The organism is Streptomyces sp. NPDC040589 (genome assembly GCF_055594445.1).
The window spans coordinates 1,046,388-1,058,864 of record NZ_JBVIWP010000001.1 but is presented as its reverse complement, the minus strand read 5'-3'; the positions used below and the strand labels follow the sequence as shown (position 1 = coordinate 1,058,864).

Annotated in this window: 12 protein-coding genes; 4 read left to right on the top strand and 8 right to left on the bottom strand. The window is 72.2% G+C overall.

Annotated elements, in window-relative coordinates; translation table 11 throughout:
- Nucleotides 1-20: 20 nt before the first annotated feature.
- Complete coding sequence (locus tag ACZ58V_RS04820; RefSeq protein WP_471288738.1) at nucleotides 21-386, top strand: ArsR/SmtB family transcription factor; 366 nt, start codon at nucleotides 21-23, stop codon at nucleotides 384-386.
- 63 nt (nucleotides 387-449) lie between these two features.
- Here the strand turns inward: ACZ58V_RS04820 and ACZ58V_RS04815 are convergent, their stop codons facing one another.
- From ACZ58V_RS04815 to ACZ58V_RS04780, 8 genes are all read right to left on the bottom strand, one after another.
- Complete coding sequence (locus ACZ58V_RS04815) at nucleotides 450-1,937, bottom strand: protein kinase domain-containing protein (protein WP_468187190.1); 1,488 nt, start codon at nucleotides 1,935-1,937, stop codon at nucleotides 450-452.
- Complete coding sequence (locus ACZ58V_RS04810; RefSeq protein ID WP_189722778.1) at nucleotides 1,934-2,110, bottom strand: hypothetical protein; 177 nt, start codon at nucleotides 2,108-2,110, stop codon at nucleotides 1,934-1,936. Before ACZ58V_RS04810 ends, ACZ58V_RS04815 begins: the two co-directional genes overlap by 4 nt.
- Before the next feature lie 122 nt (nucleotides 2,111-2,232).
- Entirely contained in the window at nucleotides 2,233-2,841 is a 609-nt protein-coding gene (locus ACZ58V_RS04805; RefSeq protein ID WP_471288372.1) for an ALF repeat-containing protein, read from the bottom strand.
- Nucleotides 2,842-2,944: 103 nt separating this feature from the next.
- Nucleotides 2,945-4,297 (bottom strand): protein kinase domain-containing protein, encoded by a 1,353-nt coding sequence (locus tag ACZ58V_RS04800; RefSeq protein ID WP_471288370.1) that lies wholly within the window; start codon nucleotides 4,295-4,297, stop codon nucleotides 2,945-2,947.
- Nucleotides 4,294-5,034, bottom strand: coding sequence for an FHA domain-containing protein (locus ACZ58V_RS04795; protein WP_468187196.1), 741 nt, complete (start codon nucleotides 5,032-5,034; stop codon nucleotides 4,294-4,296). Before ACZ58V_RS04795 ends, ACZ58V_RS04800 begins: the two co-directional genes overlap by 4 nt.
- 192 nt (nucleotides 5,035-5,226) lie before the next feature.
- Entirely contained in the window at nucleotides 5,227-6,786 is a 1,560-nt protein-coding gene (locus ACZ58V_RS04790; RefSeq protein ID WP_468187198.1) for a protein kinase domain-containing protein, read from the bottom strand.
- The gene (locus tag ACZ58V_RS04785) at nucleotides 6,783-7,529 is read right to left on the bottom strand and encodes an FHA domain-containing protein (protein WP_468187200.1); all 747 of its coding nucleotides are present in this window, start codon (nucleotides 7,527-7,529) and stop codon (nucleotides 6,783-6,785) included. The genes ACZ58V_RS04790 and ACZ58V_RS04785 overlap by 4 nt, the downstream gene beginning before the upstream one ends.
- Nucleotides 7,530-7,662: 133 nt before the next feature.
- Complete coding sequence (locus tag ACZ58V_RS04780) at nucleotides 7,663-8,244, bottom strand: hypothetical protein (RefSeq protein WP_468187202.1); 582 nt, start codon at nucleotides 8,242-8,244, stop codon at nucleotides 7,663-7,665.
- 278 nt (nucleotides 8,245-8,522) lie between these two features.
- On the opposite strand from ACZ58V_RS04780, the gene ACZ58V_RS04775 reads away from it, so the two are divergent.
- From ACZ58V_RS04775 to ACZ58V_RS04765, 3 genes are all read left to right on the top strand, one after another.
- Complete coding sequence (locus tag ACZ58V_RS04775; protein WP_382835631.1) at nucleotides 8,523-9,377, top strand: bifunctional methylenetetrahydrofolate dehydrogenase/methenyltetrahydrofolate cyclohydrolase; 855 nt, start codon at nucleotides 8,523-8,525, stop codon at nucleotides 9,375-9,377.
- A 349-nt stretch (nucleotides 9,378-9,726) separates the two neighbouring features.
- Complete coding sequence (locus ACZ58V_RS04770) at nucleotides 9,727-10,278, top strand: DUF3017 domain-containing protein (RefSeq protein ID WP_471288736.1); 552 nt, start codon at nucleotides 9,727-9,729, stop codon at nucleotides 10,276-10,278.
- 385 nt (nucleotides 10,279-10,663) lie between these two features.
- A complete protein-coding gene (locus ACZ58V_RS04765) occupies nucleotides 10,664-11,965 on the top strand; it encodes a helix-turn-helix domain-containing protein (protein WP_471288367.1) in 1,302 nt (433 codons plus the stop codon).
- Nucleotides 11,966-12,477 lie beyond the last annotated feature (512 nt).

The window sequence follows — 12,477 nt, the reverse complement described above, 5'->3', positions numbered from 1 at the left end:
CGCAGGGGACCGGTACCTGAATAGTTTCAGGTACCTGTGCCCCGGCAGACAAGGCGGTCGCCCCGGTCTCGGCCGCCGCCACCGAACTCGCCCGGCTCCTTGGCTCCACACGGGCTTCTCTGCTCGACGAGACGGCGGCGCACGACTGCGGCACCACATCGGAACTGGCGGGAGCGGTGGGGGTCTCCCTGCCGAGCGCCAGCCAGCAGTTGGCGGTGCTGCGGGAAGCGGGACTGCTGACGAGCCGCCGCGAGGGCAAGCACGTGCTGCACACGGTGACGCCGCCGGGGCGACTGCCGCCGGACCGAACGGGCTCCCCTAGCCGACCGCAGCCCAGTGACGTGCCCCCGGTCGACACCCGTCGACCGGGGGCACGTCACCGGTAGTCGATCCGCCGGTCACGCCTCCTCGGCCTTGCGCAGCGCCCGTCGGCCCGCCTCGGGAGGGCTTCAGCCGAACAGCGAAAGGATCGTCCACAGCGTCGACTTGGTCGAGCAGCTGTCCACCAGCCGGTGCGACCGCGGGGCGGCCTCGCCCGCCACGTTGCCCATGGAGTTCACGGTCGAGCAGCCGCTGCGCTGGGCCATACGCCGGCGGTCGGCACCGGCGGGCTCGAAGTCCGCCCCGCGGAAGTAGGTCACGTCGTGGTTCTTCCGCTCGTCCGCGACGTTGTTGAAGATCGAGCGGACCGGAGCAGTGGCCGCCCATGCGCAGGTCTCGTCGCCCGAGTGCCAGTCGGCGTCGTCGCCGCGCCAACTGCACAGGTCGCCGTTGCCGTTGTACTCGCTGAAGAAGCAGACGCTGTCCTCGGGGCACCGGTGGTAGCCGTAGACCAGCTGGCCGTCAGGCCCTCTTGACGCCGACTCCGTGGGCAGGGCCGCGTACACCGGCACTCCGTCGTCCTGGTTCACGTACAAGTACCCCGCCCCCAGCGTCCCGGTCGTGGCCAGCAGCACTGTGGCCAGGGCCGACGTCAGTACGGGGTGCCGCTGCCAGAAGCGGGGGCGCAGGCGCGGCAGGCGGGCCGAGCGCGCAACGCCCGCCGCCTCCTCCACGCGGCGCAGGAGCGTGGCCGTGTCGTGCGTGACGCGTTCCCGGTGTTTCGGGGCCAGGCAGTCCCGCACTATCTCCCGCCACGCCTCGGGCAGATCGGGAGACAGCCGCAGTTCCTCCGCGCCCCGCGCGTACCGCATCGCCGCGTCGGTGCGAGCCTCCGTGCTGCTGCCCGGCAAGGGGTAGGAGCCCGTGAGGACCACGTGTGCGAGGACGCCGAAGGACCAGACGTCGGCGGACGGACGGATCCGCGTGCCCCGCTCGTCGATCTCGGCCCAGAACAGTTCCGGTGGGGTGTAGTCGGGGGTGGCGAAGACGGGCGCGTACGCGTGTGTGCCTTCCAGTTCGGCAGCCAGGTTGAAGTCGGCCAGTCGTACCGAACCGTCTGTCATCAGCAGGACGTTGGCGGGCTTCAGATCGCCGTGCACCCAGCCGGCGTGGTGCAGTTGGTGCAGGCCCTCGCAGATCTGGGCCAGCAGCGCGGGGCCCGACTCGGGCGTCGGGTCGTTTTCCAGTACGGCGTCCAGGGAGCCCTCGGCGTGTTCCAGGACGAGGACGGTGGCGCCGTCGAGTTCGGGGTGGTCCGGGTCGTCCACGGTCAGTGTCTCGTACATCCGGATCAGGCGCGGTGCGCGCAGCCGCTCCAGCAACTCCACTTCCCGCTTGGCCAGTTCGCGCAGATGGCGCAGTTGGCGCGGGGTGCGGGTGCCCGTCGGCAGGAACTTCAGGGCGGCCCGGCGGGGCAGGTCCGGATCCGCCTCGCCGGTCGCCCGGCCCGCGTACACGGTCGCGAAGGCACCCGACGCCAGAGGCTCCCGTATCTCCCAGCGCCCCACGCGATAGCCCTGCGGTACGGGGACCGTGTGCGACTGCTGTCCGGTCATGGGGCCGCCTCGCTCGGTGCCGCGGTCAGCACGGCCGGGTCGTCCTCGCGGACCAGGCCGAAGGGCATCGCGAGGGAGACCGGCGACCCCAGGCGTTCCACCAGCTGCTCGACCGCCCGCAGCGGGGCGTCCGGTCCGACGCAAGCCGGTGGCACGACGATGACTCTGTGCACGGACCCGCCCTCCCCCGATCGCACGAGGGCAACCCTCACCCGTCAACGAAGGGCAGAGTAAGGGCCGTTTAGGACAGACGACGAAGCTTTGCCCGCGCCACGGCGCGTCCGCGAGACGGGGCCTAGCCGTCCACCTCGTACTGCCCCACCTCGATGAAGTACCGCAGCTCCTCCGGCGTCCCGTCGATGGCGTCCTCCGCCGCGGCCCGCAGCGTGTCGCTGATGGCCGGGTCGGCGAGGATGCGGGCGACACGGACGCGGTCGTCCTCGGCCCGGGCGAGGCGGTGACCGGTCTCCAGGAAGGCGCGCAGGGCCTGAGGGGTGTTGGCGTCGAGGGCCTCGTTGGCCTCCCTGATGACCGCCTTGTCGGTCTTCGGGTCGGCGGACGCGAGGATGCGGGCGATGGCGACGCGATCGTCCTCGGCCTGGGCTGTCCAACGGCCCGTCTCCAGGAAGTACCGCTGGTCCTCGATGGTGCCGTCCATGGCCTGCTGCGCGGCGGCGTACACGGCCTTGCCGGTGCTCGGGTCGGCGATGATGCGCATGATCGCGACTCGGACGTCGTCGTCGGACATCTCGTCGACACCCGAACCGGCCGCGTCGGTCGCGGTCGCCACGGCGACGGCGGACGGCGGAACGGACTCGGCGGCGAAGGCCGGGCCGGTCAGCAGGAGCGCCGGGGCCAGGGCGGCGGTTGCCACGAGGGTCAGGGCGGTACCTATCGGTCTCACGTGTGAACCTTCCTTGAACCTGAATACGTCGTGTGCCTGTGTGTATCTTTCCTGAGCTCGTGAGCCCGCGCCGGAGATCACCGCAATATCCAAGTCCCGCAGGTCACACCTCCCCGCCCCTCCGCAGCGCGTTCCACGTTCGCGCCTCCACCACCCCGTCCGCGTCCAGCCCCGCCCGCTTCTGGAAAGTCACCACCGCCCCGTGCGTCAGCGGGCCGAAGTCCCCGTCAGCCTCGCCGACTTCGGTGATGCCGTGCAGATACCTGAGCAGGCACTGGGCCTCACGGACCTGGCTGCCGCCCTCACCCTGCTTGATGGTGAAGTCCCAGGCGTTGCTCCAGCCCGCGGTGTAGCCGCGGCCATGCGCCTCGTCCTCGTACACCGCGGGCTTCTCGCAGCTGGGAGGTGCCGTGGCGGCGGGGGGCTCGTCGCGCAGCGCGTAGGTCACCGCCGTCCCGCCCAGCACCGCCACCGCCACGAGTGCCGAGACCAGCACCGGACGCCGCCACCGCCGGGGCCGCAGCCTGGGCAGACGGGCCGAGCGGGAGGCGCCAGCCGCCTCTTCCGCCCGGTGCAGGAGCGCACCGGCGTCAGGGACCCGGGCGACGCGCTCCACGTGAGTGGGGGCCAGACAGTCCCGGACGATCTCCCGCCAGGCTTCGGGGAGTTCGGGGGACAGGCGTAACTCCTCGGCGCCGCGGGCATAGCGCGTCGCCGCGTCGGTACGTGCCTCGGTGCTGCCGCCCGGCAACGGGAAGGAGCCCGTGAGGGCGACATGGGCGAGGACGCCGAAGGCCCAGACGTCGGCGGACGGACGGATGCGCGTGCCCCGCTCGTCGATCTCGGGCCACAGCAGCTCCGGTGGGGTGTAGTCGGGCGTGGCGAAGGCGGGTGCGTAGGCGTGCGTGCCCTCCAGCTCCGCCGCCATGTTGAAGTCGGCCAGTCGTACCGAGCCGTCTTTCAGCAACAGCACGTTGGCGGGCTTCAGGTCGCCGTGCACCCAGCCCGCGTGGTGCAACTGGTGCAGGCCCTCGCAGATCTGGGCCAGCAGAGCCGGGCCCGACTCCGGCTTCGGCTCGTGTTCCAGTACGGCGTCCAGGGAGCCCTCGGCCTGCTCCAGCACGAGCACGGTGGCGCCGTCCAGCTCCGGGTGCCCCGGGTCGTCGACCGTCAGGGTGTCGTACATGCGGATCAGTCGGGGGGCGCGCAGGCGGCCCAGCAACTCCACCTCTCGCTCGGCGAGTTCACGCAGGTGGCGCAGCTGCCGAGGTGTGCGGGTGCCGGTGGGCAGGAACTTCAGGGCGGCCCGGCCGGGCATCTCGGAGTCCCCTGCCTCGACGAGCCGCGCCGCGTACACGGTGGCGAACGCACCGGAGGCCAGAGCCCCGCGCACCTCCCACGCGCCGACCCGGTAGCCCTTCGGTACGGGGACGGCGTAGGACGACTGCCTGGTCACCGGACTGTCTCGCCCGCCGTCGAGGCCAGTACCACCAGGTCGTCCTCGCGGACCAGGTCGAAGCGGAGCGCGAGCGAGACCAGAGAGTCCTTCTTGCCGTTGACGCGCAGGCCGGGCTCGGCGGCGTCGGGGCCGGGGCGCAGGCGGAGTTTGAGGGCCAGGTAGTCGATGTTCCAGTAGACGGACGAGCGGCTGACCGCCGGCCAGACCGGACGTAATCGGTCCACCAACTGCTCCACCGCCGGAAGCGACGCGTGCGGTTCCCCGCGCAGCCGGGGCTCGCACAGGGCGGCCAGCACCGCGAAATACCGGCTGGTGCGGTCCAGGGCGAACGCGGGTGCCGTGGCGGCGCCGGGGAGTCCCCGGCGGTCGGCGCTGCGGAAGGCGTGGCGTGGCGCCCAGACGTCGAAGGTGAGCAGGTCTCCCGACGCGGGCAGGACCACCCGCGAGAACTCGAACGGTACCGGGGCTTCCATACGGCCCGGCGCGATCTTGAGGTGTTCTCCCGCGCCCTCCGGGTTCTCCACCACGTAGGTCTGGTCCTCGCTGAGGTTGCTCAGCAGCCAGAAGGACCGGTGTGCCGTGATCTCCCCGGCGACCCGGGGCACCCCTTCGTGGTCGATCACGAGTCCGCCGTCCGTCCCGGCCCTGCCGAACGTCAGCCGTTCGCCCGCGGCGATCCTGATCTGCCCCTCCGTGCCGCCGCACATCGGTGGTACGACGATGACGCTGTACATGGAGTCGTCCCCCTCCTCCTACGACGCCAAGGGGCGCAGCCCTCAGTCCGATGAGGGGCAGGGTATGGGACGTTTTCCAACGAGTAAGAAGCCCTGCGCCTGATACGGCGTGTCTGTGAAGGGTTCGTGAGAGAAAGCGGCACCCGCGCGGGACGGCACCGGGACGACGGGGGTACCTCGGATCTCTCAGGGTCACCTCTTCCCCGGCGGGCTGTACTCCTTGAGGTAGTGCGCGACGCGGTCGGCGTAGGTGCGGGTGTCCGGGGGAACGCCGCCCGCGTCGTTCACCGTCTTGTACGACGTCCGGTACGCGGCGGCGACCAGCACCCGCCTCTCGCCGCGCAGCCCGGGCTCCAGGCGCGGGGCGATCCAGCACAGGTAGCGGCCCATCGCCGGGATGGACTCGGCGGGCGGGAACGGGGGTTGGGGGACGGCCTCGCCGGGAGTGCCGTCCTCGTTCATCCACCAGCGCAGTACGCGCGGGGTCCAGCGGGCGATGCCGTACTCGTCGTTGGCGGGGTCGGAGAGGTCCGGGTCGAAGTCGCTCTCCACCTTCAGCATGGCGGCGATCAGGGCCGGGGTGACGTCCTTCTGGTCGCAGTCGTGCGCCGTCTCCACGATCAGCAGCCGGTAGGCGGGCGGGATGCCCCGGTCGGTGCGCAGGTCGGAGGCGCCGTACGTGGCGGCCGAGACGTTCGCGGTGGCGCCGGAGCCGCTGCCGCCGGGGGCGCCGTCGGCCCAGACGCCGATGCCGTAGGCAAGGGCGGCGAGGACGCCGGCGGCCACGGCCGCCGCGACGGACGTACGGCGCACGCGGTGCCGGGCCGGGCCCAGCCGGGGCAGCCGGAAGGGACGCGGAGCCGTCCCGGCGGCAGCCGCCCGGACGCGGCGCAGCAGTGCCTGGCCGGTGATGCGGTCCTGATATGAGCGGGTCAGACAGGCGCCTACGATCTCCCGCCAGTCGTCGGCCAGTCCGGGCGACAGGCGCAGTTCGTCGGTGCCTCGGGCGTAGGCCGCCGCCGCGTCGCGGCGGGCCGTCGGGGTGGCGCCGGGCAGCGGGAAGGAGTCAGTGAGGACGAGGTGGGCGAGGACGCCGAAGGCCCACACGTCGGCGGACGGGCGGATGCGGCGGCCCCGTTCGCCGATCTCGGTCCACAGGAGCTCGGGCGGCGTGTAGTCGGGGGTCGAGAAGGCCGGGGTGTAGGCGTGGGTGCCCTCCAGCTCGGCCGCCATGTTGAAGTCGGCCAGCCGGACCGAACCGTCCTCCATCAGCAGCACGTTGGCCGGCTTCAGGTCGCCGTGCACCCAGCCCGCGTCGTGCAACTGGGCCAGTCCCTCGCAGATCTGCGCGAGCAGCGCGGGACCCGCCTCGGGCCGGGGCGTCGCCGAGAGCAGGGCGGACAGAGAGCCCTTGGCCTGCTCCAGGACGAGGACGGTGGCGCCGTCCAGCTCCGGGCGGCCCGGGTCGTCGACGGTCAGCGTCTCGTACATCCGCACCAGCCGCGGGTGTTTCAGCCGCCGGTACAGAGCGACCTCCCGCTCGATCAGCTCGCGCAGGTGGGTGAGCCGGCGGGGCGTGGCCGTACCGGTGGGCAGGAACTTCAGGGCGGCGGTCCGAGGCAGCTCCGCGCTCTCACCGACGCGCCGGGCGGCGTACACACTGCCGAAGGCGCCGGTCGCGATCGGCTCGCGCACCTCCCAGGCACCGACCCGGTACCCCTTCGGCACCGGTACGGCGTAGGGCTCGTTCACCGCGTCACCCGACCCGACGGGGCGGCAAGGACGACCAGGTCGTCCTCCCGGACCAGGTCGAAGCGGAGCGCCAGGGAGACCAGGGACTCCTTCTTGCCGTTGAGCCGCGGGCCCGTGTCCGCGCTCTCCGGGCCCGGTTTGAGGCGCAGCTTCACGGCGAGGTAGTCGATGTTCCACCGCACGGCCGTGCGGGACGCGGCCGGCCAGGTGGGGCGCAGGCGCTCGGCGACCTGGTCGACGGTGGGCAGCGGGGCGTGCGGGGTGCCGCGCAGGCGCGGTTCGCACAGGGCCGCCAGAACCGCGAAGTAGCGTTTGGTGCGGTCGACCGAGAAGGCCGGCGCGGTCGTGGCGCCGTCGAGGCCGCCCGTGCCGCTGAGGTAGTCGTGGCGCGGCGCCCACACCTCCAGCGCCAGCAGGTCGCCCGCGGCGGGCAGCACGATCCGCGAGAACTCGAAGGGGACAGGCGCGTCCAGCCGCCCCGGCGCCACCTTGACGTGTTCGCCCGCGCCCTCCGGGTTCTCCACCACGTAGGTCTGTTCGCGGCTGAGGTTGCTCAGGATCCAGAAGGCGCCCTGCGCGGTGATCTCACCGGCTCTGCGGGAGACCCCGTCGTGGGCGATGGGCAGGTCGTTGTCGTGCGCGGACCGGCCGAAGGTGAGGCGTTCGCCGGGCGCGAGTCTGCGTTGGGTGCGGTTTCGCTCGTCCTCCGTGGTCGGCGGAGGTACCACGATGATGCTGAACAAGGTGCTCTCCCCGTGCCTGCACAGCTACCACCGTCAGACTAGGGCGACGCACCAGGGCCGTGCCCCCCTCGTAAGGGTGAGACACGGCCCTTGGATGTGATTGGCGTGAACTGGTCCGGTCGACCGGGCCCGTTCAGTACTTGGGGCGGTTGAACCAGGCCTTGCCGTTGGCGTTGCCGACGAACACCGCGACCAGGACGGCCAGGATGGTGTGCACCAGGCCGATGATGACGAACGGGTAGATGCCGAGGACGGCCGTGATGATGGCGAAGACCAGGATGGTGATCCGGGCGCTGTTGCCGCCGGACTTGAACTTCGTCGCCAGGACCGCGCCGAACACGAGCCAGGCCAGGCCGAACACCGCGTAGCCCCAGATCACGCCGGTCGACTGGCCGACCAGGTCCTGGAAGGCGGTGTTGTCCTGGAGGGACTCGTCGTCCTTCGCGGCGTTGAGGGCCGCGGCGGCGAAGACCATGAGCGCCACGCCGACGACCTGCAGACCGACGATCACCCACATCATCGCGCGGGCCGCGCTCACCGAGCCCGGCATCGTGGTCGGCGCGGCGGGGCCGGCACCGTAGGGGGACACCGGAGGGGCCTGCGGGTAACCGTAACCGGGCGCCTGGCCCTGCTGCTGCGGGTAGCCGTAGCCCGGCTGCTGCGGCTGCTGCCCCTGGGGAGCGCCGTAGGGGTTGTTCGGGTCGCCGTAGCTCATGGCTGACTTTCCTCCGTTGATTTTCCGAGTGCGGGGACGACGCGGGGCATCCGCACGGAGGAGAAGTACTTCGTATTGCGACCGTCCCCCCGTTGAACTGCCCGCGGCACTTGTCATGTCATCGTTCTGCACCGGTGACGGGCTTGTCCAGCCGCATTCCCGATGTGTTGTGCAAGTGCAACATCGCTGATCATGGGCGGATACGGGAGGAGCGGCCCCCGGTGCCCGGATTGTGGCCGGATTGGAACCGTGGGCGGGTCATCCGCGAGGATGGGGTCATGACCGCCCAGATTCTCGATGGCAAGGCCACCGCAGCCGCGATCAAGTCCGATCTGACCGCCCGCGTGGCGGCGCTGAAGGAGAAGGGCGTCACGCCCGGCCTCGGCACGATCCTGGTCGGGGATGACCCCGGCAGCCAGAAGTACGTCGCCGGCAAGCACCGTGACTGTGCGCAGGTCGGTATCGCCTCCATCCAGCGTGAGCTGCCCGCGACGGCCACGCAGGAGGAGATCGAGGCGGCCGTTCGCGAACTGAACGAGGACCCGGCCTGCACCGGGTACATCGTGCAACTGCCGCTCCCCAAGGGCATCGACGAGAACCGCATCCTGGAACTGATGGACCCGGACAAGGACGCGGACGGGCTCCACCCCATGAACCTCGGCCGCCTGGTCCTGAACGAGCCGGCCCCGCTGCCCTGCACCCCGAACGGCGTGCTGACCCTCCTGCGCCGCTACGGCGTGGAGATCAAGGGCGCGGAGGTCGTGGTGATCGGCCGGGGCGTGACCATCGGCCGGCCGATGCCGCTGCTGCTGACGCGGCGCAGCGAGAACGCGACGGTGACCCAGTGCCACACCGGCACGCGTGATCTGTCGGCGCACCTCAAGCGCGCGGACATCATCGTCGCCGCGGCCGGTTCCGCCCATCTGATCCGCGCCGAGGACGTCAAGCCGGGCGCGGCCGTCCTCGACGTCGGTGTCTCCCGCAGTGCCGAGGGCAAGATCGTGGGCGACGTCCACCCCGACGTGGCCGAGGTCGCCGGCTGGATCTCCCCGAACCCCGGCGGAGTCGGCCCGATGACCCGTGCCCAGCTGCTCGTCAACGTGGTCGAGGCGGCGGAGCGCAGTGTCGGCTGAGCGGAGCGCGGCGGGCGGCGGGAGCGTGGAAGGCACCCGGGCCGGAGGCACGCGGGCCACGCGGAGCGGCCTGGGCGCGGAGAGCGCCCCGGGCGGACGGAGCGCGGAAGGCGCCGAGGCGGCGGCCGGTCGCGGTGCGCGGACCGGGCGGGGTGCCGAGGCCGGGCAGGGCGTCGAGGCCGGGCAGGGCGTCGAGGCCGGGCAGGCCGGCCTGAGCGCTTCGGTCGAGCCGGACGGACGTGTGCGCCGCAATGTTCCGGGCGAGGCGGATGAGCAGGTCGGTCCGAGTGCTTCGGTCGAGCCGGACGTGAAGGCCGGTCCGAGCGCTTCGGGCGAGCCGGACGGACGTGTGCGCCGGAGCGCTTCGGATGAGGCGGATGCGCGGGTCGGTCCGAGCGCTCCGGCCGAGCGGGGCGAATCGGGTGAATCGGACGAGTCGGAAGCGGGCGAAGACGGCCTCACCGTCCGGGATCCGGTCAGCGCGCCCGACGCCGAGGGGCGGCCGCGGCGGGTCACCCGGCGGTTCCCGCTCTTCACCAAGGACACCGCGCGGCCCGAGGGCGGTGGCCGGGCCGTGTCAGGGGACGCGCCCGCGCCGGTACGGCAGTGGCCCGTTCTCGCCGTGCTGGGGCTGGTGGGGCTCGGGCTGCTGGTGACCGCCTTCGACCAGTTCCGGCTCGGGACGCTGCTGATCGGCGTCGCCCTGCTGGGCAGTGGCGTGATGCGCTGGCTGCTGCCGGACGTCGGCATGCTCGCCGTCCGCTCCCGCTTCACGGACATGGTCACCTACGGCGTGCTGGGCCTGGTGATCGTCCTGCTGGCGCTGATGGCACAGCCGGAACCGTGGCTGCAGATCCCGTTCCTGAAGGACACGCTGCACTTCACGGTCACCAGCGGATGACCGGACGGCGGTCCGTCCTCTCCCCCGAGGAAGGACGGGCCGCCGCCACGGACCACCCTCCTGCACGGCGAACGGCCTGTTCAACGGCTGTCAGTGCGCTGTGGCACGGAAGTGACGGTTCCGGTACTTCCTCTGGCGGATTCCGCACGAAGTGGTGCGGCAACGGGGTTGGCGTGGACAATCGGGACGGTCCGGGGTGTATCGCGCGCGGTCACCGTGCTTCAGTGCGCCCCCAGTCAGGGAACTGAGATCCTGAGTGTGCGCATCCCTGTGGGTAACCAGAACGGGGACTCGGCCGAGGCCGCCAACGCGCGGGGCGAACAGCGCGGGAAATATCAGCACGACCGGGGGGAAGAGGGGGGAAGCAATGCCTCGTTGGAGGGCCTTGCCGGATGAGCTCGATCCACAGATCAGGGAGTTCACCAGCCAGCTGCGCAGGCTCGTGGACCGCAGTGGTCTGAGCATCGCGTCGGTGGCGGACCGCACGGGCTACAGCAAGACGTCGTGGGAGCGTTATCTGAACGGCCGGCTGCTCGCGCCCAAGGGCGCGATCGTGGCGCTGGCCGAGGTCACCGGGACCAACCCGCTGCACCTGACCACCATGTGGGAGCTCGCCGAGCGCGCCTGGAGCCGCTCGGAGATGCGGCACGACATGACGATGGAGGCCATCCGGATCTCCCAGGCGCGCGCCGCGCTCGGGGAGTTCGGCGGGCAGGACTTCGGCGACCCCTCGGCCGGCTCCAGGGGCGGCGGTACGACGGCCTCCGGCGGCAAGTCCGCCTCGGGCAAGTCGGCGTCCGGGGGTGACGACAAGCCCGCCCGCAGGAGCGGCAGCGCCACGGTCACGCCGGGTATCGCGGGGCCGGCCGGAGTGGCTCCGACCGTGCCGCCGCAGCCGACGGCGCCCGAGGTACAGGACTCCACCACCAGCGGTGCCGTGCGGGAGGACGGCGGCCGGGGCGGTGCGGCCGGGGTCAACTCGTGGGGGATAGCCGGGTACCAGGGGCCGTCGCCGTCGGGCGGACGCTCCACCGGCGACGGCAGTGGCATCGGCAGCGGTTCCCGGCCCGGGGCGGGGGACGGCGCTCCCGCCGGGGCGTCCGACGGGCCCGCCCGGACGCCGGGTTCGGACGGCGGCTCGTACGACCGGTCGCCGCGGGACGCCTCCCGGGGCCGGGCGAAGGGCTCCGCCGGGGGCAAGCGGCGGACCGTGACGTTCCTCGCCGGTGTCGTGGGCGTGCTCGTGGTGATCGCAGGCGCGTTCTATCTCACCGGTGGCGGTGGCGACGACGAGGCCAAGGGCGGTGCCAAGTCGCCCTCGCCGAGCACCACCACGAACCCGGACCTGCCGCCCGGTGTGAAGTGCAGCGGCGACAGCTGCACCGGCAAGGACGCGGAGAGCATGGGGTGCAGCGGTGACCTGGTCACCACGGCGCAGACCGCGACCGTCGGCAACACCGTCGTGGAGGTCCGCTACAGCGAGACCTGCAAGGCGGCCTGGGGCCGTGTCACCCAGGCGGCACAGGGCGACGAGGTCCAGATCAGCGTGGGCAAGGCGAAGCAGACCGGAAGCATCACCGTCGCCGGCGACGCGATCGCGTACACCCCGATGGTGGCGGTGAAGAACGCCACCGACGCCAAGGCCTGCGCGACCTTGGCATCGGGCCGTCAGGGCTGCACGGAGTAGGCCGCCGGGCGGCGTCGCGGGCGGCGGGTGCGGGCCTGTGGGGGTTGTTCGCGCAGTTCCCCGCGCCCCTTCCAGGGGCACGGTGGGATTCGGTGGGGCGCGCCTCGCGGGCGGCCTGCCCCGGCCCGCCGCCCCAAGGGACTTGATCGGGCGCCGGCCCGCGGTGCCCCGGACGGCGGGTGCGGGCCTGTGGGGGTTGTTCGCGCAGTTCCCCGCGCCCCTGGAAGTGGCCTGTCGGCAGCGCCTTCCAGGGGCGCGGGGAACTGCGCGACCGGCCACGACGGCGCCGCGGCCGACGTGGCATCCGGCGCCGGACGGCCCGGTCGTCGGACCCGTCCGAACGAATTTCGGAGACGGAGGAATGGTCGGGGGAATCGCGGGCACGCGAAACGTACCCCCACGGGAGTCCGGCACGATCGGTTCCCCCCGGCGGCCGCCCCAGTCCACCTCTCCCGGACGGGCGGCCGCCTTTTGCGTGGGCGCCGGGCGGGTTGTGGGGTGGGCCACACCGA